The following is a 24,599-nucleotide window of genomic DNA, read 5'->3' as shown; positions in this document are numbered from 1 at the left end:
AGGAGAGGGATTATTGTGGAAAGAAGTTTATCTATGGAGTTAGTACGTGTAACAGAGGCTGCAGCTTTATCATCAGCGCGTTGGATGGGACGCGGGAAAAAAGATGAAGCAGACGGTGCAGCAACATCAGCTATGCGTGATGTATTTGATACAATTCCGATGAAAGGAACAGTTGTAATTGGTGAAGGTGAAATGGACGAAGCACCAATGCTATATATCGGGGAGAAATTAGGTACAGGATATGGACCACGTGTAGACGTTGCGGTTGATCCATTAGAAGGAACAAACATCGTAGCGGCTGGAGGCTGGAATGCACTTGCTGTTATTGCAATTGCAGATCACGGTAATTTGTTACATGCTCCTGACATGTACATGGATAAAATCGCGGTTGGTCCAGAAGCAGTTGGAGCGGTTGATATTGATGCACCTATCATTGATAACTTGCGCGCTGTGGCAAAAGCGAAAAATAAAGATATTGAAGATGTTGTGGCAACAGTGTTAAATCGCCCACGTCACCAAGCGATTATTGAAGAAATTCGTAAAGCTGGAGCTCGTATTAAATTAATTAATGACGGAGATGTAGCTGGAGCAATTAATACAGCGTTTGACCGCACAGGCGTGGATATTTTATTCGGTTCTGGTGGTGCACCTGAAGGTGTTCTTGCAGCGGTTGCATTAAAATGTTTAGGTGGAGAAATCCACGGAAAGCTTCTTCCTCAAAATGAAGCTGAATTAGCGCGTTGCAAAAAAATGGGCATTGATGATATAAATCGTGTTCTTCGTATGGAAGACTTAGTGAAGGGTGACGATGCAATCTTTGCTGCAACAGGTGTAACGGATGGAGAGTTACTACGTGGTGTTCAATTTAAAGGTAGCGTTGGTACAACACAATCTCTTGTTATGCGTGCGAAATCGGGAACAGTACGTTTCGTAGATGGACGTCATAGCTTAAATAAAAAACCGAACTTGGTTATTAAATAAAAAGTAGAAATGGCTCGTTCAGAAGGGGAAGACATTGGAGCTCCTGAGGAAGAGGTGTCTTTTGCCTCGCGGGAAGGGGTGAAATGACTGACCCTTCTAGCCATTGGAACTGGATTAAATAAAAAGCGGAAGCGGCCGATCTGGCGTTCTATAGAATAAGGTAAATGGAAAAAGTGGAAGTAATATACAAAGCGAAGACAAATTTTCTTGTCTTCGCTTCTTGTATTTGTGTTTCAATGTATTGATTAAAACTAGACAAAAGGGTTACAATAGTGAATATTACCCTACTTGAACTTATTGCCTTTCATTATTATTTATTTGCCTTCCGTATTTTTTCCCTTTACCCATGTGAAAAGAGAATAACGTTAAAGTGTGGTGTCTGAATGAATTTGTCAATTGCAGCATTAGAAAACATGAAATTAAAAGAGTTATATGAGCTTGCGAAAGAATTCAAGATTTCGTATTACAGCAAATTAACAAAGAAAGAGTTAATTTTTGCTATATTAAAAGCTCGAGCAGAAAAAGAAGGATTCTTTTTCATGGAAGGTGTACTAGAAATTATTCAATCAGAAGGATTTGGATTCCTACGTCCAATCAATTACTCTCCAAGCTCAGAAGATATTTATATATCGGCTTCGCAAATTCGTCGTTTTGACTTGCGTAATGGGGATAAAGTTTCTGGTAAAGTACGACCTCCGAAGGAAAATGAACGCTACTTTGGACTGTTACAAGTTGAAGCAGTAAATGGAGATGATCCAGAATCAGCGAAAGAGCGTGTGCATTTCCCTGCATTAACTCCGTTATATCCAGATCGTCAAATGAAATTGGAAACGGAAACGAAGAAGTTACCGACGCGCATCATGGATTTAATTGCACCAGTTGGATTTGGACAACGTGGTTTAATTGTCGCGCCTCCAAAGGCTGGTAAAACAAGTCTGTTAAAAGAAATTGCACACAGCGTCACAACAAATCATCCGGAAGCAGAATTAATTGTACTTTTAATTGATGAGCGTCCAGAGGAAGTAACGGATATTGAACGTTCTGTTAAAGGTGATGTTGTAAGCTCTACTTTCGATGAAGTGCCGGAAAATCATATTAAAGTAGCTGAGCTTGTACTAGAACGTGCGATGCGTCTTGTAGAACATAAGAAAGATGTCATCATTTTAATGGATAGTATTACCCGTTTAGCACGTGCTTACAACCTTGTTATTCCGCCAAGTGGACGAACACTATCAGGTGGTATTGACCCAGCTGCTTTTCATAGACCGAAGCGCTTTTTCGGGGCAGCTCGTAACATTGAAGAGGGCGGTAGCTTAACAATTTTAGCAACAGCGCTTGTTGATACAGGATCTCGTATGGACGATGTTATTTACGAAGAATTTAAAGGAACTGGAAACATGGAGCTTCATTTAGATCGCTCATTAGCTGAGCGCCGTATCTTCCCAGCGATTGATATTCGTCGCTCTGGTACGCGTAAAGAAGACCTGTTAATTCCGAAAGAACATTTAGACAAGTTATGGGGTATTCGTAAAACAATGCGTGATACGCCAGACTTCGTTGAAAGTTTCTTACGTAAACTTCGTCAAACGAAAACAAATGAAGAATTTTTACAAAACATTGTTGCAGATTCTAAGAGATATGTAACAACAAAGTAAAGGGAAAAGATTAGGACTCGCTTATTTTCGGATTAAGCGAGTTTTTTTGTGCTTTTTGGAGACGTCATATTATGGTGAGAGTTTCCTGGCTTGCACCTTTTGTGCGAGAGAACCTTAGCCATCGGGTCTGGGCAATTCGGTTCCACTTTTAATTTATATCTAGCTCCAGTGGCTAGAATAGTCGGTGGCTTCGCGTCTTCCTACGAGGCAAAAAGCGCCCCTATGTCAGAAACTCCATCCTCTTCCCATTCTGAGCGAGCCACTTCCGCTTTTATTTTACAAAAAGACAAAAACAGGTAGTTGCAAAATGAAGTTAGCCTTGTTATAATTTCATCATATGTGTTTCATCAATATAGTTGTACATGCAGCTGAAGATGAAAAACTCTGTTTCGAAAATGATTCAGGGCGGAAGGAGATGAAAAGAATGAAAGCAGGAATCCATCCAGATTACAAGAAAGTTGTATTTATGGACACGAACACAGGCTTCAAATTCTTAAGCGGGTCTACTAAAGGCTCTAGCGAAACTGTTGAGTGGGAAGATGGTAACACTTATCCATTATTAAAAGTTGAGATCAGTTCTGATTCTCACCCATTCTACACTGGACGTCAGAAGTTTGCTACTGCAGACGGACGTGTTGACCGCTTCAATAAGAAATACGGTCTTAAGTAATAAAAACATAAAACAGGCAAGTGTATCTATTCGCTTGTCTGTTTTTTTTGCAAAAATATTATACCTTTACCCTACTTTAGATTAGAAAAGTAGATGAAAGGAGAGCTCAATGTACTTAATAAATCAAAACGGTTGGATTGAAGTGATTTGCGGCAGTATGTTTTCTGGTAAGTCAGAAGAGCTCATCCGCCGTGTACGTCGTACACAATTTGCAAAGCAACATGCAATTGTATTTAAACCATGTATCGATAACCGTTATAGTGAAGAAGATGTTGTATCACATAATGGATTGAAGGTGAGAGCAGTTCCTGTTTCAGCTTCGAAAGACATATTTGAACATGTAACAGAAGAAATGGATGTTATTGCAATCGATGAGGTGCAATTTTTTGATGGGGACATTGTGGAAGTGGTGCAAGTATTGGCAAATCGTGGATATCGTGTCATTGTAGCCGGTTTAGACCAAGATTTCCGTGGTCTACCATTTGGACAAGTTCCTCAGCTGATGGCGATTGCTGAACATGTAACTAAATTGCAAGCAGTTTGTTCTGTATGTGGATCTCCAGCAAGCCGTACACAACGTTTAATTGATGGAGAACCAGCGGGATTTGATGATCCAATTATTTTAGTTGGGGCTTCAGAATCGTATGAACCACGTTGTCGCCATTGTCATGCAGTACCTACAAAACAAAGATAAATGAAACTCGCTATATAGGGCGGGTTTTTTTCGAAAATAGATGAAGAGTGTTGGCGAGTAACATGCACTTTTAAATGATATCTAGCTCCAGCGGCAAGAATGGTCGGCGGTTTCGCTTCTTCCTGCGAGGTAAAAAGCGCCTCTCTGTCAGAAACTTCAACCTCTTCCCATTCTGAACGAGCCGCTTGCGCTTTTAAATATAATTTGCGTTTTTTTGATTAAGTACCATATACTATTTGTATTAGATACTAGGATGTAGAGGTGAATGATGTGTTAGATCGTTTGCAAGCTGTAGAAGATCGTTATGAGAAGTTAAATGAGTTGTTAAGTGACCCGGAGGTTATTAGCGATTCGAATAAGCTTCGTGAGTATTCAAAAGAACAATCTGATATGCAGGAAACGGTAGAGGTGTACCGTGAGTATAAAGATGTTCGTGAGCAATTGAAAGATGCGAAAGCGATGTTAGAAGATAAGTTAGACGCTGATATGCGTGAAATGGTAAAAGAAGAGGTTTCTGAATTAGAAGGACAAGAAAAAGTATTATCAGAACGTCTGAAGGTTTTACTTGTTCCAAAAGACCCTAATGATGATAAAAACGTTATCGTTGAGGTTCGTGGAGCTGCTGGTGGCGATGAGGCAGCTTTATTTGCTGGTGATTTATATCGTATGTATAGCCGTTATGCTGAGGTACAAGGTTGGAAAACTGAAATTATTGAAGCTAGCTATACAGAATTAGGCGGATATAAAGAGATTATCTTTATGATTAACGGTAAAGGTGCTTTCGCGAAGCTGAAATTCGAAAACGGTGCTCACCGTGTACAACGTGTTCCTGAAACGGAATCTGGAGGACGTATTCATACGTCTACAGCAACTGTAGCTGTATTACCAGAAGCAGAAGAAGTAGAAATCGATATTCATGAAAAAGATGTTCGTGTTGATACGTTTGCTTCTAGTGGTCCTGGTGGACAAAGTGTTAATACAACAATGTCAGCGGTACGCTTAACACATTTACCGACTGGTGTAGTTGTATCTTGTCAGGATGAAAAGTCGCAAATTAAGAACAAAGAAAAAGCAATGAAAGTATTACGCGCACGTGTTTATGATAAATTCAGACAAGAAGCGCAAGCTGAGTATGATCAAAACCGTAAGCAAGCTGTTGGTACGGGAGATCGTTCAGAGCGTATTCGTACGTATAACTTCCCGCAAAACCGTGTTACAGACCATCGAATCGGTTTAACGATTCAAAAGCTAGATCAAATCCTACAAGGTAAGTTAGATGATTTCATCAATGCCTTAGTGATGGAAGATCAGGCGCAAAAGATGGAGGCAGCTGAGTAATGCGTGTCTATGAAGCCCTGAAATGGGCTTCTTCTTTTTTACAGGAAAACGGACGAGCTGAAAATGCGGGAGAAATTGTCCTTTGTCATGTATTAAAGACGAATCGAACAGGTTTACTTATGAATATGCGTGAAGAAATAACGCAGGAACAAGAGGCGAGTTTTACGGAATTTATCCACAAACATGTAGAGGGTATTCCTATTCAATATATGCTTGGTTATGAAATGTTTTATGGTCGATCATTTTTTGTAAATGAAGAAGTATTAATACCGAGACCAGAAACAGAGGAACTTATAGTCGGTGTATTAGAGAGAATTCAGCGTAATTTTGGTGATGAGAAGCTTTATGTAGCCGATATTGGAACGGGTAGTGGAGCGATTTCGATTACGCTTGCTTTGGAAAATAAAAATCTTCATGTGTATACGGTAGACATTGCACAGGAATCGATTGAAGTTGCAAAAGAAAACGCAAAGGCGTTAGGAGCAGATGTAACTTTTTATCATGGTGATTTACTGTCGCCGTTTTTTAAAACGGGTCAGCAGTTAGATGTTGTCGTTTCAAACCCTCCGTACATACCAGAGGAGGACTGGAGAGGTCTGTCTACTGTTGTGAAAGAGCATGAACCGAAAAGGGCGCTTGTAGGCGGTGAAGATGGGCTTGATTTCTATCGTCGTTTTATGGAAGAGTTACCGAACATACTACAGAAAAAAGCGATTGTAGCGTTTGAAATCGGTGTAGGGCAAGGTGAAGATGTAAAAGCTTTATTAAAGCAAACATTTCCACATGCTCATGTCGAAGTTGTTTTCGATATTAACGGGAAAGATCGTATGGTATTTGCGGAAATGGAGTAGGGATAAAACCCTACTCTATTTTTTTTGTGTAAAAATTTTCATATAGATTTAGAATTTAATAGTTTAGAAAGAAGCGAGTCTGTCTACACTGTTTACAGAAGGGATGGTGTAGGAGATGAAAAAACAAGCGATTGCTTATTTTCTTTTATTATTAATTGGTGCACAGTTACTTGTGCAGTTTGGATATATGAAAGCTGATGCAAAGGGAGCTACTGTTATTCCGAAAGAGGCTGTTCGATTACGTATTTTAGCAAATAGTGATTCCGATAAAGATCAGGCGTTAAAACGTAAAGTACGCGACGAAGTAAAAGCGCAAATTGATAGTTGGGTAGCTGATTTAAAGTCATTTGAAGAAGCGCGTCAAGTCATTCAAAGTCATATCCCGGAAATTGAAAAAACAGTTGCGAGTACATTAAAGAGAGAAGGAAGTAAAGAGACATTCCAAGTTAAATTTGGAAAGAATATAAAATTTCCTACAAAAGTATATGGGAATTTTATTTATCCAGCAGGAGAATACGAAGCGGTACTTATTACAATAGGAAAAGGTGAAGGTGCAAACTGGTGGTGTGTGTTATTCCCGCCGATGTGTTTTCTTGATTTCTCTAGTGGAACAGCTGTAAAAAAGGAAGAACATGTTGTTAAAGCTGAATCTGTTAAAGAAGAGCCGGTAGAAACGAAAGAGGAAGAAGTAGAACAACCTAAAAAGAAAGAAGCTGAAGTTGTTTCAAAGAAAGTAGTAGAAAAAGAAGTGCCGAAAAAAGTGGCTACTCCTGAAAGAAAAATTACTTCAAAAGAAATAAATGAAGAAAAGGTTCAAGAAAAAACTGCAAAAAAAGAAGAAACAGCACCTGTGGAAAAAACGGATAAGTCTGTGGAAACGAAACAAGAAAAAGCAAATGAAATTGTAGAAGTAGAGGAGCAAGAGGAAAAACCAGAGGTAAAACTATTTATTGTTGAAGCTTTCACTTCTTTGTTCTCTAAATAAGTACTATTTGTATAACCCTCCTCATATATAAGAATGAGGAGGGATTTATCATGAAGAAGCTATTTTTTGCTACAGAAGCTGATGTGGAAAGATTACATTCTTTTTTCGGACAAGCTAATAAAAAAGATGATAAAATAAATGAGTTATACGAGCAGTTTATGCTTTTAGAAGATGAGGGAGAAATACAAGCTGTAATTGGTTATGAACAAAGCGGAGAAGATGTACTGATTCGTTCTTGTTTATTCACACCTGTTGTGGATAAACAAACTTTCTTATATTTTTTTGAAATGTTTTTGCAGTATATGAAAGAAAAAAATATTCAACAATTATATTTACTCACAAATCATCCACAATCTGTGACAATCTTTCAGTTTTTCAACTTTACAATTGTGGAGAAAGATAAAGTTGCAGAGGATATTCAGCAGTTTGAACATTTTTGTGAAAATATAAAACAGCAGAATGTAATAATACTAAATTGTCAGCTATTCACAAAGTTATCCACTGATTAATCAGGTTTATCCACATTTTGTGGATAAACCTTGTTTGTCTTTTGGATAAATCTCATAGTAAACTAAAAATAGACCAGTATTTCATGGAAGAAAAGGACGTGGAAAAAAATGCATACAAGTATATGGGTTGTGGATAATGTTGTGGAAATAAAAAAAGATTATCCACAATTACAAGAAGCAGCGAGATTATTAAGAGAAAATGAAGCAATTGCCTTCCCAACAGAAACGGTATATGGGCTAGGAGCAAACGCAATGAATGATGAAGCGATAGCGAAAATTTTTGAAGCGAAAGGAAGACCAAGTGATAATCCACTAATTGTCCACATAGGTGCGAAATCACAATTAGATGGGATTGTGAGAGAAATCCCACCAGTTGCAGAAAAGTTAATGGAACATTTTTGGCCAGGGCCATTAACAATTATTTTACCGAGAAAAGAAGGGATTTCAGAGAAAGTTACAGCAGGATTGGATACAGTTGGGGTGAGAATGCCCGATCATCCAGTAGCGCTTGCTCTTATTGAAAAGGCAAATGTACCTGTTGCAGCACCAAGTGCGAATCGTTCAGGACGCCCAAGTCCAACATTAGCTTCTCACGTATATGAAGATTTAAACGGGAAAATTTCTGGTATCGTTGATGGCGGTGCAACAGGAGTTGGAGTTGAATCAACAGTAATCGATTGTACGAGTGAAGTTCCAACGATTTTACGTCCAGGTGGAATCACAAAAGAACAATTAGAAGAAGTCATAGGAAGGGTATCTTTAGATCCTGCGCTAAAGGATGAAAAAGAAAAACCGAAATCACCTGGCATGAAATATACGCATTATGCACCGAAAGCACCACTAAGTATCGTCGAAGGATCACGTGAATTTATTCAAAAACTTGTGGATGAAAAAAAACAAGAAGGATATACAGTAGGTGTATTAACGACAGAAGAATATCAGCATGTATATAGTGCAGATGTTGTATTGTCTTGCGGATTGCGAAGTGATTTAGCGAGCGTTGCGACTAAATTATATGATGTACTTAGAACGTTTGATGCGAGTGAAGTAGATGTTATTTTTAGTGAGCCATTTCCAAATGAAGGAATTGGAAGTGCGATTATGAATCGTCTAACAAAGGCAGCAGGACATCACGTTATCGTTGAAAGTTAAGAGACCTTTTTAGCAGACCGAATATTTCCCCTCGGATAAGCATATTGTGAAGTAGCACGTCCGAGGAGGGACATGAATGACGGTGGAACAGCTAATACCTTTAATGATTATGGCATTTGCCTTAGGGATGGATGCGTTTTCTGTAAGCCTCGGTATGGGTATGATGAGGTTGAAAATAAGGCAAATCCTTTATATTGGTATGACAATCGGAATATTTCATATCATTATGCCCTTTATCGGTATGATACTAGGGCGGTTTTTATCAGAGAGATTCGGGCATATTGCAAATGTTTCTGGGGCCATTTTGTTAATCGGATTAGGATTTTATATTGTATATTCGTCTATTTTAGAAAATGATGAAACGAGATCTACGCCTGCTGGGATTGGCTTATTCATATTTGCTTTTGGTGTAAGCATTGATAGTTTTTCAGTGGGACTTAGTCTTGGAATTTATGGGGCGCAGATGATTATAACTATATTACTTTTCGGATTGATTAGTATGCTATTAGCATGGATTGGTTTATTGATCGGCAGACATGCAAAAGGTATGCTTGGCACATATGGTGAAGTAATTGGTGGCATTATTCTTGTTGGATTTGGAGTATGCCTTCTTTTTCCTATATAATTTTAATGTAATGGGTGAGCTGTATGGAAAAATTACTGAAGTGGTATATCGCAGTATTAACCTTTTTTCCGCGGTGGTTACGCCGACTTATTGTTTTGGGGATTATTTTACAAATCGCAGTGCTCGGTTGGATTAAATTGATTCGTGAATGGTAAAAAAGCTCCTTTCTGTGCATAATTTTATTTCTATCCATATTCGCTATAATAAAACGACTTATATATAGAAAGGATGATACAAGTGACGAGAGTAAAACAAGTTTTTGGTATTATTATTAGTTTTTTTGTTTTTTGGTTTAGTATGCTCGGTGTACAAATGTTTGCTGAGTTTTTGGATATTGAGTCATTAAAATTTGTTGCGGGGAAAACAGAGGCAGCGCGTGCGTTTTATTCACCGTATCCATTTTTAATTGTTTTTCTTATTACAGTGCTTTCTTTATATTTCTTTGTTGTGAAGCTTGGTAAACCAAAGAAAGAGAAAATACCTACTTTAGAGGAGAAGAAGGAAGAATTACAATGATAAAATCCCCCGCTAAAAAGCGGGGGATTTTATGTTTGAATGATGGAAGTGAGCGATCTACTTCCACTTTTAGATATATCCAGCTCCAGCGGCTACCACTTTTAAATTGGTCTTACTAGTTCAAATTGTTTTCCTAGTTTTGCATAGTTGTGTCCGGCTAGTCGGCTTACTGGTTTTAGTTCTTCGGCGTGAATTCGGCCGTTTTCGTATAAGTGCTTGGCGACATGGAAACGAACGACGCGACCGATTAGTAGATCACAAGCTGGGGAGTCGTCGGTTCCGCCGAGCGGGATAGCACGTTCTAATATGCATTCCATTCGAATGTTCGCTTCTTTCACCCCTGGTACTGAAATGACATCACTGTCGATTGGTGTTAATTTTGCTAATTCGATTTCACTTTCATCTGGAGGTAGATTGGCTGCTGTTTCGTTGATCGCTTCTACGTAAGATTCATCAGAGATATGTACGACAAATTCCCCTTTTTCCATTGCGTTTCGAGAAGTGTCTTTCGGTTTTCCTTCTTTTCGTTGTACCGAAACCGAGATAAGTGGTGGATTGGCAGCAACGATATTGAAATAACTATATGGCGCGCCATTTAATACGCCATCCTTAGTTACGGAAGTAACGAATGCAACAGGACGTGGAATGATACTTCCTGTTAGTAATTTGTAATTATCTTTTTCGGTTTGTTCGTTTGGGTTAATGGATAACATGTTCGTAATCCCCTTTCTAAATATGAATACTTATTGTTTGTTTACAAGATATCGATGGGAAACTCCTGCTAAAAAAATATTTTTTTGACGGTTTTTGTAAATAGGTAAAAAAAGAGCTTGCTTCAATGTACTTTTGAAGCAAGCTCTTTTTCGTTAAATATCTCGAAATTGAGATAAAATATTAAAGTAAAACGTAAACGCCAGGTCCGATTAAAGCAACACCGACAGCAACTGAGATTAACATTAAGTTATATTCAAATCCGTTTTGTGTTACCCAATAGCCATTTTTTCCATGAACTGTAAAGATTGCTACTAACATTGTGCCTACGATAAATAGTGAACCAATAGCAGTGAAAATACCTGATGCGAATAAGAAACCACCTAATAATTCAGTTGCTCCAGCCATAAATGCCATAAATACACCAGGGCGTAAACCGATTGATTCCATCCAGCCGCCTGTTCCTTTTAGGCCGTAACCACCAAACCAACCAAATAATTTTTGAGCACCATGACCCATGAATGTAATTCCGATAATAAGACGAATAATAAGAAGACCGATGTCCATCATTTATAAAACCTCCTGAAAAGTTATTTACTTACCTTATGTAAGTTATAATAAATCAGTTACTTACTTAAGTCAAGTTACTTTTGTTGAAGATATGAAAGAAATTTTACAAATCGATAACAAAAAAACGAAATGTTGTAAAGACTTCTAGACAAGTTTTGAAAAAAAAGAGAAAATATAAGTAGAAATTAATTCTTATTATTGTTATTCAGACAATCAGAATTGACTGGAATTTTGCGAAGCGATACAATAAGGTTCTATTGGTAATGACGTAATTTATTTCGAAAGCGTTTTTACACTATAATATTCGAAGTATGAAGTCTTACATATATCCCGATCTTTACTAGGGACTGCCCTATAAACTTTTAGGTAAATTATAAGGAGGACTATCCTATGTTTAAAAAATTATTCGGTCTTGGTTCAAAAACAAATGAAGAAACAATCGTATCTCCATTAACTGGAGCAGTGAAAAATATTGAAGAAGTACCAGATCCAGTATTCGCTGGTCGTATGATGGGTGACGGTGTGGCAATTGAGCCTACTGAAGGTGTAGTTGTATCTCCAGTAGACGGTGAAATCGTACAATTATTCCACACAAAACATGCAGTTGGAATTAAAGCGAAAAATGGTACAGAAATTTTAATCCACGTTGGATTAGAAACTGTAAAAATGGAAGGCGAAGGTTTCGAAGCTCACGTTTCTGAAGGCCAATCTGTAAAAGCTGGAGATAAATTAATCTCATTCGATTTAGATTTAATTCGTGAAAAAGCAAAGAGCACAATTACGCCAATCGTTATTACAAACACAGATGCAGCTGAATCTATTAAGACAACTGTAGATGTATCAGCTACAAAAGGCTCAACAGAAGTAATGAAAGTTACAATGAAGTAATGACTGTCTATAAGGAATCCGTTTCATATGAAATGGATTCCTTATTTTGTTTTGTACTGAATTTGTTAAGTGTGGTAATATGCTCTTGGGCACTTGGAACTAGGGTTTCACATATATGTGGATAAGGCGCATTTTTCTTAGAAAAAATATAAGAGAAATGCGCCTTTTATATATCCACATTTCTTTTGTTCCGATTGGATGTACGTTATGATACATGTAGGACGTTTAGCATAAGGAGTGGGTTTGGATGAAGCGAGTGTTATTTGTTTGTACTGGAAATACATGTCGTAGTCCAATGGCTGAAGCATTGCTTCGCCATTATGGAGGGGAGAAATTTGAGGCGCAATCTGCTGGTGTGTTTGCCTATCCTGGAAGCGATGCATCGTTACATGCAAAAAAGGCACTAAATGAAAAAGGAATTTCAATAACTCATGCCTCGAAACAAATAGACGAAGTCTTGCTTAACTGGGCTGATATCGTCTTGACGATGACAGAAAATCATAAGCAAATTGTACTTGGGTACTATCCGAATGTTGATGGGAAGTTGCATACATTCTATGAACTAACTGAGGGGATAAGTAAAGATATTTCAGATCCGTTTGGTGGCCCACTTTCTATTTATAAAGCAACGTTAGAAGAGATGGAAAAGCTTGTACAAACTTTGCTGGAAAAACATTCAGAAAGTTAATGTTTGGTGTATAATACGATATTGGAGATCATCTTGCTTTATGAAGATAGCAAGGATGAAATGAATATAATGGATTGAAACTTTGGAGGGGTAAAAATGAAAGTAGTAGTAGCATCTGATCACGGCGGTATGAATATCCGTAAAGAACTTGTAAGTTTATTAGAAGAATTAAATATTGAATATATTGATTTAGGTTGTGAATGTGAAGCTGGTTCTGTTGATTACCCTGATTTTGCATTCCCAGCAGCAGAAATGGTTGCAAACGGTGAAGTAGATCGTGGCATTTTAGTTTGTGGGACAGGCATCGGTATGTCAATCGCAGCGAATAAAGTAAACGGTGTACGTTGTGCGTTAGTGCATGATACATTTAGCGCTAAAGCAACGAGAGAACATAATGATACCAATATGTTAGCAATGGGCGAACGTGTAATTGGAGCAGGCCTAGCGCGTGATATCGCAAAAATTTGGTTAACAACAGACTATGAAGGCGGCCGTCACGAAAATCGTGTAGGAAAAATTAAAACATACGAAACGAAATAATAGATTCTAGCGGTACGTAGTGTGAAATATAATTGGTTGAACCAATCTGTGAAAGGAAGAGGCGTAATGACGGAAATCGTAAAAGTGAGAGAACAGCTACAAATATCGCTTTCTGATTTTCAAGAACAAGCTTCGTTACAAAGCGGTCAAATTTTTGTAGTGGGTTGTAGCACGAGTGAAGTGTTAGGTGAAAGAATTGGAACATCAGGAACGATGGAAGTGGCAGAAGCGATTTTTTCTGAGTTAAAACAATTTCAAGAACAAACTGGTATTGAATTGGCCTTTCAATGTTGCGAGCATTTGAATCGTGCTTTAGTAGTAGAGAGAGAAGTAGCAATGAAGGATCAATTTGAAATTGTAACGGTTACGCCTGTTAGATCAGCAGGTGGTGCACTAGCAACATATGCTTATCATAATTTTAAGGATCCGGTAGTAGTTGAATTTATTAAAGCAGATGCAGGAATAGATATTGGTGATACATTTATTGGTATGCATTTAAAACATGTAGCCGTTCCGGTTCGTACAAGCGTCAAAGAAATTGGGAATGCTCATGTAACGATGGCGAAAACACGTGGTAAACTCATTGGTGGAGCGCGTGCTGTATATGCGGTAAAAGAAGAAACTGCTACTTGTCGTTAAAAATATAAAAGTAGAAAGTCATATAGTACCTTTTGCATCACATAATAGAGGTATGGAGTCTGACTTTATAATAGAAGAAAGAAAAGACCAAACTTGGTCTTTTTTTTCTTTTATGATATAGAAAGTCATGTTAGAATGTAGTTGAAAACATGAAGGTTCGAAAGAATTACAACTTGAATTTTCGTTTTTTCTGAATAAATAAGAAAAAACTATCAGGAATTGATGTAATTCGTTCAGAAAAGGGGGATTTTGGTGGATCATTTAAAACGTCAAGACGAAAAGGTATTTGCTGCAATTGAAGCAGAACTAGGAAGACAGCGTTCAAAAATTGAGTTGATTGCTTCAGAAAACTTCGTAAGCGAAGCAGTAATGGAAGCACAAGGTTCTGTTTTAACAAATAAGTATGCTGAAGGATATCCTGGAAAACGTTACTATGGTGGTTGCGAACATGTAGACGTAGTAGAGGATATTGCACGTGATCGCGTAAAAGAAATTTTTGGTGCAGAGCATGTAAATGTTCAACCACACTCTGGTGCACAAGCGAACATGGCTGTATACTTCACAATTTTAGAGCAAGGCGATACAGTACTTGGTATGAATTTATCCCATGGTGGTCACTTAACACACGGAAGCCCTGTTAACTTCAGTGGAGTTCAATATAACTTTGTAGAATATGGCGTAGATGCTGATTCTCATCGTATTAATTACGATGATGTATTAGCAAAAGCGAAAGAACATAAGCCAAAATTAATCGTTGCAGGTGCAAGTGCATACCCTCGTGTGATCGATTTCAAGAGATTCCGTGAGATCGCAGACGAAGTAGGCGCATACTTAATGGTAGATATGGCTCATATTGCAGGTTTAGTTGCAGCGGGCCTACATCCAAACCCAGTACCACATGCACATTTCGTTACAACAACAACACATAAAACATTACGTGGTCCACGCGGTGGTATGATTTTATGTGAAGAGCAGTTTGCTAAGCAAATTGATAAATCAATCTTCCCTGGTATTCAAGGTGGTCCATTAATGCATGTAATTGCTGCAAAAGCTGTTGCATTTGGTGAGGCTTTACAAGATGACTTTAAAACATATGCACAAAACGTCATCAATAATGCAAATCGTTTAGCTGAAGGCCTTCAAAAAGAGGGACTTACACTTGTTTCTGGTGGAACGGACAATCACTTAATTTTGATTGATGTTCGTAACTTAGAGATTACAGGTAAAGTAGCAGAGCACGTATTAGATGAAGTTGGTATTACAGTGAACAAAAATACAATTCCATTTGAAACAGCAAGCCCATTTGTAACAAGTGGTGTACGTATCGGTACAGCGGCAGTAACATCTCGTGGCTTCGGTTTAGAAGAAATGGATGAAATTGCAGCAATTATTGCTCATACATTAAAAAATCATGAGAACGAAGCTGAATTAGAAGAAGCACGTAAACGTGTAGAAGCATTAACAAGCAAGTTCCCAATGTATACAGATCTTTAATAGATTAAAACAGACTGCTGAAACGTATATTGTTTCGGTAGTCTGTTTTTATTTTATCATTTCCCGACAGAAGGCTCCCACTTCAAAATTTGGCGGAAGCAAAGAAGTTAGGTGGGAGATTAACTGCCCGTAAAGTCCGATTGGTTCAACTAATAATTAGTGTTGGATGGAAAAAACTACCGCCGATTAAAGTTTCACTATATATATGTAAAAATATTTGGATGAATAAGGAAATGTAAAAAGATAAGACATATATTGTTTTCGAAGTATGTATACAAATGATGAATAAATTTTGGAGATGTAATGAAGGATACGGCTTCCATAATTGGTAACGATATTAGATAGGTTCATCGTGAATTTAATATTTTTCCAAATTTGCCCTTGAATATTAGTAGCGTTTTCTTTACAATCGTAAATAGTGCAAAAAAGTGTGTGAAAACGCATGAATATCATCTGAAGGAGAGATTCACATGGGAAAACTGTATGTATTTGATCACCCGTTAATTCAACATAAGATTACATATATTCGCGATAAAAATACAGGCACAAAAGATTTTCGTGAATTAGTGGACGAAGTAGCAAGCTTAATGGCTTTCGAAATTACTCGCGATCTTCCACTTGAAGAAATTGAAATTGAAACACCTGTAAGCAAAGCGAAAACAAAAGTGATCGCTGGTAAAAAACTTGGTTTAATTCCGATTTTACGTGCAGGTTTAGGAATGGTAGATGGAATTCTGAAATTAATTCCAGCAGCAAAAGTAGGACACGTTGGTTTATATCGTGACCCTAAAACATTGCAACCGGTAGAATACTATGTGAAACTTCCAACGGATGTAGAAGAACGTGACTTTATCGTACTTGATCCAATGTTAGCGACAGGTGGTTCTGCAGCTGAAGCAATTAATTCTCTGAAAAAGCGCGGTGCGAAACAAATTAAATTAATGTGTATCGTAGCTGCTCCAGAAGGAGTAAAAGTGGTACAAGAAGAACATCCTGATGTTGATATTTATGTAGCGGCATTAGATGAGAAATTAAATGACCATGGCTACGTTGTTCCAGGTCTTGGCGATGCTGGTGACCGTTTATTCGGAACGAAGTAAGACAACTGACGAGAGGGGATTCCCTACTCGTCTTTTTTGTACATATCGAGAGAGGGGAGGGGGATAAATATACAGCGTATATACAACATAAGTTGCATATGTATCACATATAATATAGAAGTCTAACGTCTGAAGTGCACTATATTATGGAAGGGAAATGTTATATCTTAAAAACGTAATAGTGACAAACTTGTGAACATTTCCTTCTATTATAAAGAGAAAACTGTTAGAAATTGCATATCTTCAACCAGTATTTAGAAGGGGAACGTTTTCATTTTTGGTAGGAAATGACTAATACTCAAATTTTTTGATTTTTTATGATTTCTCGTTGACACTGTTAATACCCTATTGTATGCTAACAACGGGGATAGATGGTAGGGCTTTCAGTGACAAAATTACATCTATTCCGTGACGAAAATGTAAACTTTTTATTTTGTATAGGATTTATGCAGAAAAATGAGTTATTATTAACACATCGTGAATGAGGGTTACATATTGGAGGGATGAATCCTTGCAAAAAAACGATCGCAGCCACATAAAAGCTTATGCTTTAATGTCAGGAATTCTTGCTCAGTTAGTTGGTTCTATTCTCATAGGGATCTTTGGTGGGCAATGGATTGATAGTAAGGTTGGAACGTTTCCATTGTTTCTTATTATAGGCTTATTGCTTGGGTTAGGAACAGGGGTCTACGCAATGATTCGACTCATTCGACATTACTATTCGGGAGAGCAATGATGACAGACGTACATGGACTTGTCCAAAGACAAAAGAAATATATGTACTACTTGCTTGCGCTTCTAGTGCTAGGATGGGGATTTACCTCTTACAAGGATGTATTTCTTGGGCTGATTATCGGAACGATTTTCAGTTTTCTTAGTTTGCGCATCATTGCACGTAGAACAGACAAGCTACTAGATCGCGTAATAAATGGAGAAAACGTGAAATTTAAAGCAACAGCTGTAAGTACATATTCGAGATTCGCCACGATAGGGTTATTAATTTTATTTGCAGCCAAATATCAGCATTTAATTGCGATGTGGGGCTTAGGTGTGGGATTGCTGACAGGATATCTTGTCATGATCATAGATTTTCTTTATTTAGAGTATAAGAGCAGGGAAGAGAGGTGAATTACTAGTGGAACACGGTAAATTGGTTGAATTTCTAGGTTTAACGTTTGATTTATCCTCAGTTATGATGGTAACTATCGCAGCAGTTATAGTTTTCTTAATCGCTGTTATTGGGACTCGCAGCTTAGCTCTTCGTCCAACAGGAATACAAAACTTCCTTGAATGGGTGTTAGACTTTGCGAAAGGAATTATCAATAGTACAATGGACTGGAAAACAGGTGGACGCTTTTTAACACTCGGCGTGACACTTATGATGTTTATTTTCGTATCAAACATGCTCGGTCTACCATTCATGTATTCAACAACTGAGGCTGGCGAACACATTGCATGGTGGAGGTCGCCAACGTCTGACCCAGCAGTTACATTAACATTAGCCGTGATGGTAGTTACCCTCACCCATTATTATGGAATTAAGATGAAGGGTACAAAAGAATACTTAAAAGGGTTTTTCCAACCTATGAAGTTCTTATTTCCATTAAAGGTTATTGAAGAATTTGCTAACACATTAACGTTAGGTCTTCGTCTATTCGGTAACATTTATGCCGGCGAGATTTTATTAGGATTACTTGCTAAATTAGGTGGAGCTTCAGTACTTGGAGCATTAGGTGCGATTGTACCGATGTTAGCGTGGATGGGATTCAGTGTATTCGTTGGTTCAATCCAAGCGTTTATCTTTACAATGTTAACGATGGTTTATATGGCTCATAAAGTAAGTCATGACCATTAATATACTTTAATTGAGTAAGAAAAAAATTATTTTTTTTATAATACAAAGGAGGACAAATTAAATGAGTTTAGGTGTAATCGCAGCTGCAATTGCAATTGGTTTATCAGCATTAGGTGCAGGTATTGGTAACGGTCTTATCGTATCACGTACAATCGAAGGTGTTGCTCGTCAACCAGAATTAAAAGGCGCACTTCAAACAATTATGTTCATCGGGGTTGCATTAGTTGAGGCACTTCCAATCATCGGTGTAGTTATTGCATTCATCGTAATGAACAAATAAGGGATACTCCCCTTACATAGATGGCGAAGAGTGTTTTTCCGAACTTTCTTCGCCATTGCTTTATGAACGAAATATATGTCTTTTTTTTCATATAGTCAATTTAGATATCTCGAAGGGAGTGAATCCTTGTGCCAACTTTATTATTAGGAGCTGCCATTCCATTTGGAACGATTGCTTATACATTGTTCGTGTTCCTAGTTTTATTAGTAATGCTACGCAAATTTGCGTGGGGTCCTTTAATGGGAATTATGAAAGAACGTGAAGAGCATGTTGCTAGTGAAATCGATGCTGCAGAAATGAATCATGCAGAGGCGAAGAAATTAGTAGAAGAACAACGTGAAATGTTAAAACAGTCACGTGTCGAAGCACAAGAGTTAATCGAAAGAGCGAAAAAGCAAGCTGTAGATCAAAAGGATGTTATTGTTGCTGCTGCTAAAGAAGAAGCAGAATCAATTAAAGCATCTGCTGTACAAGAAATTCAACGCGAAAAAGAGCAAGCAATTGCTGCTCTGCAAGAACAAGTTGCTTCTTTATCTGTTCACATTGCTTCTAAAGTAATTGAAAAAGAGTTAAAAGAAGAAGATCAAGTGAAATTAATTCGCGATTATATTAAAGAAGTAGGAGAAGCGCGATGAGCAATATTGTAGCAAAACGTTATGCTGTCGCTCTTTTTCAAATTGCAAAAGAAAAACATGTATTAGAAATGTTTGAAGAGGAATTACGCCTTGTACAAAACGTTTTTGTAAAGAACGGAGAACTACATAGCTTTTTAACGCAACCGAACATTTCGAAAGAACAGAAAAAAACGTTCCTTGCTAACGTCTTCTCTTCTGTTTCTGAATCGATTTTAAATACGTTATATATTTTAATTGATAACAAACGCATTGAAATTGTACCTGAAATTGCAGATGAATATGTTACTCTTGCTAATGAAGAACGTAACGTAGCGGATGCAACTGTTTATTCAATTCGTCTTCTATCAGAAGAAGAAAAGCTTAATGTTGCAGAAGCATTTGCAAAGAGAACGGGAAAAGATGCAATTCGCATAAAAAACGTTGTAGATGAAGATTTACTAGGCGGCATTAAAGTACGCATTGGAAATCGCATTTATGATGGAAGTTTACAAGGCAAGTTAGCACGTATTCAGCGTGAACTAATGAAGAATAGATAGGGGTGAAGCACATGAGCATCAGAGCTGAAGAAATTAGCGCACTGATAAAGCAACAAATCGAGAACTATCAGTCTGAAATCGAAGTTAGTGATGTTGGTACAGTTATCCAAGTTGGTGACGGTATCGCGCGTGCTCATGGTCTTGATAACGTTATGGCTGGAGAACTTGTAGAGTTCTCTAACGGCGTTATGGGGCTAGCACAAAACTTAGAGGAAAACAACGTAGGTATCATTATTTTAGGACCTTACACGGAAATCCGTGAAGGCGATGAAGTTCGTCGTACTGGTCGCATCATGCAAGTACCAGTGGGTAAAGAACTAATCGGTCGTGTTGTAAACCCATTAGGTCAACCAGTAGATGGTTTAGGCCCAATTAATACAACAAGCACTCGTCCAATCGAAAGTCCAGCACCAGGTGTAATGGATCGTAAATCTGTTCATGAGCCACTTCAAACAGGTATTAAAGCGATCGATGCTCTTGTACCAATTGGTCGTGGTCAACGTGAGTTAATCATCGGTGACCGTCAAACAGGTAAAACAGCAGTTGCACTTGATACAATCATTAATCAAAAAGATGAAGATATGGTTTGTATTTACGTTGCTATTGGACAAAAAGAGTCTACAGTACGTAACGTTGTAGAAACACTACGTAAGCACGGTGCATTAGAGTACACAATCGTTGTAACAGCATCAGCTTCTCAACCAGCTCCATTATTATACTTAGCTCCTTACGCTGGTGTAACAATGGGTGAAGAGTTCATGTACAATGGTAAACACGTATTAGTAGTATATGATGACTTATCAAAACAAGCGGCAGCTTATCGTGAGCTTTCATTACTATTACGTCGTCCTCCAGGTCGTGAAGCGTATCCAGGGGATGTATTCTACTTACATTCTCGCTTATTAGAGCGTGCAGCAAAATTAAGTGATGCAAAAGGCGGCGGTTCTTTAACTGCATTACCTTTCATCGAAACACAAGCAGGGGACGTATCAGCTTACATCCCAACAAACGTAATCTCTATTACAGATGGACAAATCTTCTTACAATCTGACTTATTCTTCTCTGGTGTTCGCCCAGCGATTGATGCAGGTACTTCTGTATCTCGTGTTGGTGGATCTGCTCAGATTAAAGCAATGAGTAAAGTATCAGGTACACTTCGTCTTGACCTTGCATCGTACCGTGAGTTAGAAGCGTTCGCTCAGTTCGGTTCTGACCTTGATAAAGCAACACAAGCGAAATTAAATCGTGGTGCTCGTACAGTTGAAGTATTAAAACAAGGATTACACAAACCGTTACGTGTAGAGAAACAAGTTATCATTCTTTACGCTTTAACACGTGGATTCCTAGATGATATCCCAGTAGTAGATATCACTCGTTTTGAAGAAGAACTCCATGCTTGGTTAGATTCAAATGCAGCTGAATTATTAAGCGAAATCCGCACAACTAAGAAACTTGCGGATGACGACAAATTTGCAGCAGCAATCAATGGATTTAAAAAAGTATTCGTAGCTTCTGAATAATATATAAAGCGGAAGCAGCTCGAGCTAGATAATAAAAAGCGAAGCCGACTGTGGCTTAGCTGGATAATATAAAAGGCAACTCAAGTTCTGAGATTGCTGACGGTTATGTAAAGGAAAAGAGTAGGTGCACCTATTCTTTTCCTTCAATCATGAGCAAGAATATCTTGCAACGTAGATTAGGAAGAGGATTCTTACTAATCGTGCCAACTTCCGGAAAAAAGGTGGTGAAAACCTGTGGCATCTTTACGCGATATAAAAGCGAAGATTAACTCGACGAAGAAAACGAGTCAAATTACGAAAGCGATGGAGATGGTATCTGCATCTAAGTTAAACCGTGCAGAGCAAAATGCTAAATCTTTCGTTCCGTATATGGAAAAGATTCAAGAAGTAGTAGCGAGCATTGCGCAAGGAAGCAAAGGAATTAATCATCCAATGCTAACAGCGCGTCCTGTAAAACGTACAGGATACATCGTTATTACATCTGATCGCGGACTAGCAGGTGGTTATAACAGTAACGTATTACGTACAGTAAGTAACGTAATTCGTGAACGTCATAATATGGATTCAAACCAATATTCAATTATTGCGCTTGGACGACTAGGACGTGATTACTTAAAACGTCGCGGCTTTAACATCATTGATGAAGTAGTTGGACTATCTGATCATCCATCATTTACTGATATTAAAGATCTTGCTTCTCGAGCAATTGCGATGTTCGCAGATGGTGCTTATGATGAGCTGTACATTTACTACAATCATTATGTAAGTAAAATTTCACAAGAAGTAACGGAAAATAAAATTTTACCGCTTACGGAAGTGACGTCTGACAAACCGACGACAGCTTATGAATTCGAACCTTCTGAAGAAGAAATTTTAAAAGTATTATTGCCACAATACGCAGAGAGCTTAGTGTACGGTGCATTACTAGACGGTAAAGCAAGTGAGCACGCGGCGCGTATGACAGCAATGAAGAGTGCTACAGACAACGCGATGGAAGTTATCGATTCACTTACACTTTCATTCAACCGTGCTCGTCAAGCAGCGATTACGCAAGAAATTACGGAAATCGTTGGTGGAGCAGCAGCGTTAGAATAGGCTTAAAAAGCGGAAGCGGTTCATTCAGAATGAGAGGGGGATGGAGCTTTTGACGTAGAGGCGATTTGTGCCTCGTAGGAAAAAGTGAAGCCACCGAACATTCTAACCGCTGTAGCTAGATTTAATAAAAAGCGGAAGCGGTTCTTCTAGAAGAACCGCGAAAGCTACACTAATAAAAAATAAAAGCCAACTGCTCATAGAAAGCTGGCTAATTTAAAGAAAGCTAGGAGGGAACCCGATGAATAAAGGGCGCGTTACGCAAATCATGGGTCCGGTTGTAGACGTTAAGTTTGATGGCGGAAAGCTACCAGAAATCTACAATGCCCTTACGGTACAACAAAGCAACGAAAACGGAACAAGCATTAACTTAACATTTGAAGTTGCACTTCATTTAGGTGATGACACAGTTCGTACAGTTGCAATGTCTTCCACAGACGGACTTGTTCGTGGCACAGAAGTAGAAGATACTGGTAAGGCAATTTCTGTTCCAGTTGGTGATGCAACACTTGGTCGCGTATTTAACGTATTAGGTGATGCAATTGACTTAGATGGTGAAGTTCCAGCGGATGTACGCCGTGATCCAATTCACCGTCAAGCACCTGCATTCGAAGAGTTATCTACAAAAGTAGAAATTCTTGAAACTGGTATTAAAGTAGTAGATTTACTTGCACCTTACATTAAAGGTGGTAAAATCGGTCTGTTCGGTGGTGCCGGTGTAGGTAAAACAGTATTAATTCAGGAATTAATTAACAACATCGCACAAGAGCACGGTGGTATCTCTGTATTCGCTGGTGTAGGTGAGCGTACTCGTGAGGGTAATGACTTATACCATGAAATGAGCGATTCTGGCGTAATCAAGAAAACAGCGATGGTATTCGGACAAATGAACGAGCCACCTGGAGCACGTCAGCGTGTTGCATTAACAGGTTTAACAATGGCTGAACATTTCCGTGATGAGCAAGGACAAGACGTACTATTGTTCATTGATAACATCTTCCGTTTCACGCAAGCGGGTTCTGAGGTATCTGCCCTTCTTGGTCGTATGCCATCTGCGGTAGGTTACCAACCAACTCTTGCGACAGAAATGGGTCAATTACAAGAGCGTATTACATCTACAAATAAAGGGTCTATCACGTCTATCCAAGCGGTATATGTACCAGCCGATGACTATACTGACCCAGCACCAGCTACAACGTTCGCTCACTTAGATGCAACAACAAACTTAGAGCGTCGTTTAACACAAATGGGTATTTACCCAGCGGTAGATCCATTAGCATCTACATCTCGTGCGCTTTCTCCAGAAATCGTAGGAGAAGAGCATTATGAAGTAGCACGTCAAGTACAGCAAACTCTTCAACGTTATAAAGAGCTTCAAGATATTATCGCTATCTTAGGTATGGATGAGTTATCTGAAGAAGATAAGTTAGTTGTACATCGTGCTCGTCGTATTCAATTCTTCTTATCTCAAAACTTCCACGTAGCTGAGCAGTTTACAGGTCAAAAAGGTTCTTACGTACCTGTAAAAAATACAGTTAGTGGCTTCAAAGAAATTCTAGAAGGAAAATATGATGACCTTCCAGAAGATGCATTCCGCTTAGTAGGTGGCATTGAAGAAGTTATTGAAAATGCGAAGAAAATGATGGCGTAAGGCCTTAGGAGGGACGAATTATGAAGACATTTCCAGTCAGTATTGTAACTCCTGATGGACCGGTTTACGAAAAAGAAGTAGAAATGGTAAGCGTAAAAGCAGAAAGTGGGGAAATGGGGATCTTACCGGGTCACATTCCAACTGTTGCACCACTGAAAATTAGTGCGGTTCGTTTGAAAAATGGCGGTCACACTGATTATGTAGCAGTAAGCGGTGGCTTTATCGAAGTTCGTCCAGATAAAGTAACAGTATTATCACCATCTGCTGAAGAAGCAAACCATATCGACATCCATCGTGCAAATGAAGCGAAGCGTCGTGCTGAGCAACGTATGCAAGACCAGCAAGCACATGTTGACTTTAAACGTGCAGAAATGGCATTGCAACGTGCGGTAAACCGCTTAAACGTTTCCGATATGAAGTAAAA

The 24,599-nt window shown here is 38.4% G+C and carries 31 protein-coding genes; 29 read left to right on the top strand and 2 right to left on the bottom strand.

Annotation, left to right across the window (positions count from 1 at the left end):
- The first annotated feature begins 15 nt into the window (after positions 1 to 15).
- The 12 genes from glpX (at position 16) to DJ93_RS12015 (ending at position 9,976) form a co-directional block, all read left to right on the top strand.
- Positions 16 to 981: a class II fructose-bisphosphatase gene (gene glpX / locus DJ93_RS12065; RefSeq protein ID WP_042981067.1), complete on the top strand. Its 966-nt coding sequence runs from the start codon at positions 16 to 18 to the stop codon at positions 979 to 981.
- Between the two features lie 383 nt (positions 982 to 1,364).
- Positions 1,365 to 2,636, top strand: a complete 1,272-nt coding sequence (rho, locus tag DJ93_RS12060) for a transcription termination factor Rho (RefSeq protein ID WP_042981066.1) — start codon at positions 1,365 to 1,367, stop codon at positions 2,634 to 2,636.
- 424 nt (positions 2,637 to 3,060) lie between these two features.
- The gene (locus DJ93_RS12055; protein WP_000643436.1) at positions 3,061 to 3,306 is read left to right on the top strand and encodes a type B 50S ribosomal protein L31; all 246 of its coding nucleotides are present in this window, start codon (positions 3,061 to 3,063) and stop codon (positions 3,304 to 3,306) included.
- Positions 3,307 to 3,415: 109 nt separating this feature from the next.
- Positions 3,416 to 4,000 (top strand): thymidine kinase, encoded by a 585-nt coding sequence (locus DJ93_RS12050; protein ID WP_042981065.1) that lies wholly within the window; start codon positions 3,416 to 3,418, stop codon positions 3,998 to 4,000.
- Between the two features lie 270 nt (positions 4,001 to 4,270).
- Positions 4,271 to 5,338: a peptide chain release factor 1 gene (gene prfA, locus DJ93_RS12045; protein WP_042981064.1), complete on the top strand. Its 1,068-nt coding sequence runs from the start codon at positions 4,271 to 4,273 to the stop codon at positions 5,336 to 5,338.
- Positions 5,338 to 6,189 carry a peptide chain release factor N(5)-glutamine methyltransferase gene (gene prmC, locus DJ93_RS12040; RefSeq protein WP_042981063.1) on the top strand — a complete coding sequence of 284 codons (852 nt, stop codon included), beginning with the start codon at positions 5,338 to 5,340 and terminating at the stop codon, positions 6,187 to 6,189. The genes prfA and prmC overlap by 1 nt, the downstream gene beginning before the upstream one ends.
- Positions 6,190 to 6,304: 115 nt before the next feature.
- On the top strand, positions 6,305 to 7,174 hold the full coding sequence (gene spoIIR / locus DJ93_RS12035) for a stage II sporulation protein R (RefSeq protein ID WP_042981062.1): 870 nt from the start codon (positions 6,305 to 6,307) through the stop codon (positions 7,172 to 7,174).
- A gap of 50 nt (positions 7,175 to 7,224) precedes the next feature.
- A complete protein-coding gene (locus DJ93_RS12030; protein WP_042981061.1) occupies positions 7,225 to 7,683 on the top strand; it encodes a GNAT family N-acetyltransferase in 459 nt (152 codons plus the stop codon).
- A 108-nt stretch (positions 7,684 to 7,791) separates the two neighbouring features.
- Positions 7,792 to 8,835 carry an L-threonylcarbamoyladenylate synthase gene (locus DJ93_RS12025; protein WP_042981060.1) on the top strand — a complete coding sequence of 348 codons (1,044 nt, stop codon included), beginning with the start codon at positions 7,792 to 7,794 and terminating at the stop codon, positions 8,833 to 8,835.
- 76 nt (positions 8,836 to 8,911) lie between these two features.
- On the top strand, positions 8,912 to 9,460 hold the full coding sequence (locus DJ93_RS12020; RefSeq protein ID WP_042981058.1) for a manganese efflux pump MntP: 549 nt from the start codon (positions 8,912 to 8,914) through the stop codon (positions 9,458 to 9,460).
- Between the two features lie 23 nt (positions 9,461 to 9,483).
- On the top strand, positions 9,484 to 9,615 hold the full coding sequence (locus DJ93_RS34395; protein ID WP_259300198.1) for a hypothetical protein: 132 nt from the start codon (positions 9,484 to 9,486) through the stop codon (positions 9,613 to 9,615).
- A gap of 82 nt (positions 9,616 to 9,697) precedes the next feature.
- On the top strand, positions 9,698 to 9,976 hold the full coding sequence (locus DJ93_RS12015) for a DUF3935 domain-containing protein (RefSeq protein WP_042981057.1): 279 nt from the start codon (positions 9,698 to 9,700) through the stop codon (positions 9,974 to 9,976).
- 101 nt (positions 9,977 to 10,077) lie between these two features.
- On the opposite strand, the gene DJ93_RS12010 is transcribed toward DJ93_RS12015, so the two are convergent.
- Both DJ93_RS12010 and DJ93_RS12005 read right to left on the bottom strand, forming a co-directional pair.
- Positions 10,078 to 10,689, bottom strand: coding sequence for a flavin reductase family protein (locus DJ93_RS12010; protein ID WP_042981056.1), 612 nt, complete (start codon positions 10,687 to 10,689; stop codon positions 10,078 to 10,080).
- Between the two features lie 181 nt (positions 10,690 to 10,870).
- A complete protein-coding gene (locus DJ93_RS12005) occupies positions 10,871 to 11,257 on the bottom strand; it encodes a DoxX family protein (protein ID WP_042981054.1) in 387 nt (128 codons plus the stop codon).
- Positions 11,258 to 11,647: 390 nt separating this feature from the next.
- Here DJ93_RS12005 and DJ93_RS12000 point away from each other — a divergent pair, with 390 nt between their 5' ends.
- The 17 genes from DJ93_RS12000 to atpC all read left to right on the top strand — a co-directional run bounded on the left by DJ93_RS12000 (position 11,648) and on the right by atpC (position 24,597).
- Positions 11,648 to 12,145 (top strand): PTS sugar transporter subunit IIA, encoded by a 498-nt coding sequence (locus DJ93_RS12000; RefSeq protein ID WP_042981052.1) that lies wholly within the window; start codon positions 11,648 to 11,650, stop codon positions 12,143 to 12,145.
- A gap of 247 nt (positions 12,146 to 12,392) precedes the next feature.
- Positions 12,393 to 12,833, top strand: a complete 441-nt coding sequence (locus DJ93_RS11995) for a low molecular weight protein arginine phosphatase (RefSeq protein WP_042981051.1) — start codon at positions 12,393 to 12,395, stop codon at positions 12,831 to 12,833.
- A 96-nt stretch (positions 12,834 to 12,929) separates the two neighbouring features.
- The gene (gene rpiB, locus DJ93_RS11990) at positions 12,930 to 13,373 is read left to right on the top strand and encodes a ribose 5-phosphate isomerase B (protein ID WP_042981050.1); all 444 of its coding nucleotides are present in this window, start codon (positions 12,930 to 12,932) and stop codon (positions 13,371 to 13,373) included.
- 66 nt (positions 13,374 to 13,439) lie between these two features.
- The gene (locus DJ93_RS11985; protein ID WP_042981048.1) at positions 13,440 to 14,012 is read left to right on the top strand and encodes a TIGR01440 family protein; all 573 of its coding nucleotides are present in this window, start codon (positions 13,440 to 13,442) and stop codon (positions 14,010 to 14,012) included.
- Between the two features lie 252 nt (positions 14,013 to 14,264).
- Positions 14,265 to 15,506 (top strand): serine hydroxymethyltransferase, encoded by a 1,242-nt coding sequence (glyA, locus tag DJ93_RS11980; RefSeq protein ID WP_042981047.1) that lies wholly within the window; start codon positions 14,265 to 14,267, stop codon positions 15,504 to 15,506.
- 470 nt (positions 15,507 to 15,976) lie between these two features.
- Positions 15,977 to 16,606: a uracil phosphoribosyltransferase gene (gene upp, locus DJ93_RS11975; protein ID WP_000517534.1), complete on the top strand. Its 630-nt coding sequence runs from the start codon at positions 15,977 to 15,979 to the stop codon at positions 16,604 to 16,606.
- Between the two features lie 371 nt (positions 16,607 to 16,977).
- Positions 16,978 to 17,091: a DUF4024 domain-containing protein gene (locus tag DJ93_RS11970; RefSeq protein ID WP_000232962.1), complete on the top strand. Its 114-nt coding sequence runs from the start codon at positions 16,978 to 16,980 to the stop codon at positions 17,089 to 17,091.
- Between the two features lie 26 nt (positions 17,092 to 17,117).
- A complete protein-coding gene (locus DJ93_RS11965) occupies positions 17,118 to 17,342 on the top strand; it encodes an AtpZ/AtpI family protein (RefSeq protein ID WP_042981045.1) in 225 nt (74 codons plus the stop codon).
- Complete coding sequence (locus tag DJ93_RS11960; RefSeq protein ID WP_042981044.1) at positions 17,342 to 17,734, top strand: ATP synthase subunit I; 393 nt, start codon at positions 17,342 to 17,344, stop codon at positions 17,732 to 17,734. The genes DJ93_RS11965 and DJ93_RS11960 overlap by 1 nt, the downstream gene beginning before the upstream one ends.
- Positions 17,735 to 17,741: 7 nt before the next feature.
- Positions 17,742 to 18,461: a F0F1 ATP synthase subunit A gene (gene atpB, locus DJ93_RS11955; RefSeq protein ID WP_042981042.1), complete on the top strand. Its 720-nt coding sequence runs from the start codon at positions 17,742 to 17,744 to the stop codon at positions 18,459 to 18,461.
- Positions 18,462 to 18,522: 61 nt separating this feature from the next.
- Positions 18,523 to 18,741, top strand: coding sequence for a F0F1 ATP synthase subunit C (gene atpE / locus DJ93_RS11950; RefSeq protein ID WP_000052064.1), 219 nt, complete (start codon positions 18,523 to 18,525; stop codon positions 18,739 to 18,741).
- A gap of 128 nt (positions 18,742 to 18,869) precedes the next feature.
- Entirely contained in the window at positions 18,870 to 19,376 is a 507-nt protein-coding gene (atpF, locus tag DJ93_RS11945; protein WP_042981041.1) for a F0F1 ATP synthase subunit B, read from the top strand.
- Positions 19,373 to 19,912, top strand: coding sequence for a F0F1 ATP synthase subunit delta (locus DJ93_RS11940; RefSeq protein ID WP_042981040.1), 540 nt, complete (start codon positions 19,373 to 19,375; stop codon positions 19,910 to 19,912). The genes atpF and DJ93_RS11940 overlap by 4 nt, the downstream gene beginning before the upstream one ends.
- An 11-nt stretch (positions 19,913 to 19,923) precedes the next feature.
- The gene (atpA, locus tag DJ93_RS11935) at positions 19,924 to 21,432 is read left to right on the top strand and encodes a F0F1 ATP synthase subunit alpha (protein ID WP_042981039.1); all 1,509 of its coding nucleotides are present in this window, start codon (positions 19,924 to 19,926) and stop codon (positions 21,430 to 21,432) included.
- A gap of 234 nt (positions 21,433 to 21,666) precedes the next feature.
- The gene (atpG, locus tag DJ93_RS11930) at positions 21,667 to 22,527 is read left to right on the top strand and encodes a F0F1 ATP synthase subunit gamma (protein ID WP_042981038.1); all 861 of its coding nucleotides are present in this window, start codon (positions 21,667 to 21,669) and stop codon (positions 22,525 to 22,527) included.
- A 238-nt stretch (positions 22,528 to 22,765) separates the two neighbouring features.
- Positions 22,766 to 24,175 carry a F0F1 ATP synthase subunit beta gene (gene atpD, locus DJ93_RS11925; protein ID WP_042981037.1) on the top strand — a complete coding sequence of 470 codons (1,410 nt, stop codon included), beginning with the start codon at positions 22,766 to 22,768 and terminating at the stop codon, positions 24,173 to 24,175.
- Between the two features lie 20 nt (positions 24,176 to 24,195).
- Positions 24,196 to 24,597, top strand: a complete 402-nt coding sequence (gene atpC, locus DJ93_RS11920; RefSeq protein WP_042981035.1) for a F0F1 ATP synthase subunit epsilon — start codon at positions 24,196 to 24,198, stop codon at positions 24,595 to 24,597.
- Positions 24,598 to 24,599: the final 2 nt, after the last annotated feature.

The sequence above is a fragment of the Bacillus clarus genome (genome assembly GCF_000746925.1).
GTDB classification, from domain to species: Bacteria; Bacillota; Bacilli; order Bacillales; family Bacillaceae_G; genus Bacillus_A; species Bacillus_A clarus.
Note: the sequence above shows the minus strand (reverse complement) of the source record. Positions and strands in the feature narration are given on the sequence as shown.

Coding starts and splice junctions, on each gene's coding strand:
- DJ93_RS11970 (WP_000232962.1), top strand. CDS start 16,978: ATGGTAGGGCTTTCAGTGACAAAATTACATCTATTCCGTGACGAAAAT.
- DJ93_RS12010 (WP_042981056.1), bottom strand. CDS start 10,689: ATGTTATCCATTAACCCAAACGAACAAACCGAAAAAGATAATTACAAA.
- DJ93_RS11940 (WP_042981040.1), top strand. CDS start 19,373: ATGAGCAATATTGTAGCAAAACGTTATGCTGTCGCTCTTTTTCAAATT.
- DJ93_RS12055 (WP_000643436.1), top strand. CDS start 3,061: ATGAAAGCAGGAATCCATCCAGATTACAAGAAAGTTGTATTTATGGAC.
- spoIIR (WP_042981062.1), top strand. CDS start 6,305: ATGAAAAAACAAGCGATTGCTTATTTTCTTTTATTATTAATTGGTGCA.
- DJ93_RS11960 (WP_042981044.1), top strand. CDS start 17,342: ATGACAGACGTACATGGACTTGTCCAAAGACAAAAGAAATATATGTAC.
- rpiB (WP_042981050.1), top strand. CDS start 12,930: ATGAAAGTAGTAGTAGCATCTGATCACGGCGGTATGAATATCCGTAAA.
- atpA (WP_042981039.1), top strand. CDS start 19,924: ATGAGCATCAGAGCTGAAGAAATTAGCGCACTGATAAAGCAACAAATC.
- DJ93_RS12050 (WP_042981065.1), top strand. CDS start 3,416: ATGTACTTAATAAATCAAAACGGTTGGATTGAAGTGATTTGCGGCAGT.
- atpD (WP_042981037.1), top strand. CDS start 22,766: ATGAATAAAGGGCGCGTTACGCAAATCATGGGTCCGGTTGTAGACGTT.
- atpE (WP_000052064.1), top strand. CDS start 18,523: ATGAGTTTAGGTGTAATCGCAGCTGCAATTGCAATTGGTTTATCAGCA.
- DJ93_RS12030 (WP_042981061.1), top strand. CDS start 7,225: ATGAAGAAGCTATTTTTTGCTACAGAAGCTGATGTGGAAAGATTACAT.
- DJ93_RS11995 (WP_042981051.1), top strand. CDS start 12,393: ATGAAGCGAGTGTTATTTGTTTGTACTGGAAATACATGTCGTAGTCCA.
- DJ93_RS12000 (WP_042981052.1), top strand. CDS start 11,648: ATGTTTAAAAAATTATTCGGTCTTGGTTCAAAAACAAATGAAGAAACA.
- atpC (WP_042981035.1), top strand. CDS start 24,196: ATGAAGACATTTCCAGTCAGTATTGTAACTCCTGATGGACCGGTTTAC.
- DJ93_RS34395 (WP_259300198.1), top strand. CDS start 9,484: ATGGAAAAATTACTGAAGTGGTATATCGCAGTATTAACCTTTTTTCCG.
- DJ93_RS12020 (WP_042981058.1), top strand. CDS start 8,912: ATGACGGTGGAACAGCTAATACCTTTAATGATTATGGCATTTGCCTTA.
- prmC (WP_042981063.1), top strand. CDS start 5,338: ATGCGTGTCTATGAAGCCCTGAAATGGGCTTCTTCTTTTTTACAGGAA.
- DJ93_RS12025 (WP_042981060.1), top strand. CDS start 7,792: ATGCATACAAGTATATGGGTTGTGGATAATGTTGTGGAAATAAAAAAA.
- DJ93_RS12005 (WP_042981054.1), bottom strand. CDS start 11,257: ATGATGGACATCGGTCTTCTTATTATTCGTCTTATTATCGGAATTACA.
- DJ93_RS11985 (WP_042981048.1), top strand. CDS start 13,440: ATGACGGAAATCGTAAAAGTGAGAGAACAGCTACAAATATCGCTTTCT.
- rho (WP_042981066.1), top strand. CDS start 1,365: ATGAATTTGTCAATTGCAGCATTAGAAAACATGAAATTAAAAGAGTTA.
- upp (WP_000517534.1), top strand. CDS start 15,977: ATGGGAAAACTGTATGTATTTGATCACCCGTTAATTCAACATAAGATT.